The organism is Lactobacillus johnsonii ATCC 33200 (genome assembly GCF_000159355.1).
In the GTDB taxonomy this organism is placed as follows: Bacteria; Bacillota; Bacilli; order Lactobacillales; family Lactobacillaceae; genus Lactobacillus; species Lactobacillus johnsonii.
Genome location: NZ_GG670140.1, coordinates 1 through 241 on the forward strand (window position 1 = coordinate 1; position 241 = coordinate 241).

The 241-nt window shown below is 52.3% G+C and carries 1 protein-coding gene; it reads left to right on the forward strand.

What is annotated here, in order from left to right:
• A partial coding sequence (locus tag HMPREF0528_RS08775; RefSeq protein WP_004896667.1) for a RelA/SpoT AH/RIS domain-containing protein occupies positions 1–241 on the forward strand: 241 nt, incomplete at both ends.

Here is a 241-nt window from a genome sequence, read left to right on the forward strand (position 1 = left end):
CGCCTGGTTCCGTAAACAGGACCGTGACAAAAACATTCTGGCTGGGCGGCAAATCCTTGACGACGAGCTGGAACATCTGGGGATCAGCCTGAAAGAAGCAGAAAAACATCTGCTGCCGCGTTACAACTTCAATGATGTCGACGAGTTGCTGGCGGCGATTGGTGGCGGGGATATCCGTCTCAATCAGATGGTGAACTTCCTGCAATCGCAATTTAATAAGCCGAGTGCCGAAGAGCAGGAC